Source organism: Plantibacter sp. MMLR14_011 (assembly GCF_001865025.1).
GTDB lineage: Bacteria > Actinomycetota > Actinomycetes > Actinomycetales > Microbacteriaceae > Plantibacter > Plantibacter flavus_A.
Genome location: NZ_MJGW01000091.1, coordinates 1 through 227, shown reverse-complemented (window position 1 = coordinate 227; position 227 = coordinate 1). Strand labels below are relative to the sequence as shown.

General features: G+C 68.3%; 1 pseudogene. It reads right to left on the bottom strand.

Going from position 1 to position 227, the window contains the following annotated elements:
* Positions 1-227, bottom strand: a pseudogene (locus BIU99_RS17985) (sugar ABC transporter ATP-binding protein); the annotation flags it as partial.

Sequence of the window (227 nt, the reverse complement as noted above, 5' to 3'; positions counted from 1 at the left end):
GCGATGCGCCCGCGGCTCATCACGACGATGCGGTGGGCGATGCTGAGGCACTCACCGACCTCCGACGTCGTGTAGACGACCGCGAGGCCGTTCCTGGCGCGCTCGGCGAGGAGCTTGAAGACCTCGGCCTTGGCGCCGATGTCGATGCCCCGGCTCGGCTCGTCGAGCAGGATGACGTCGGGCTGCGTGGCCAGCATCTTGCCGATGACGACCTTCTGCTGGTTGCC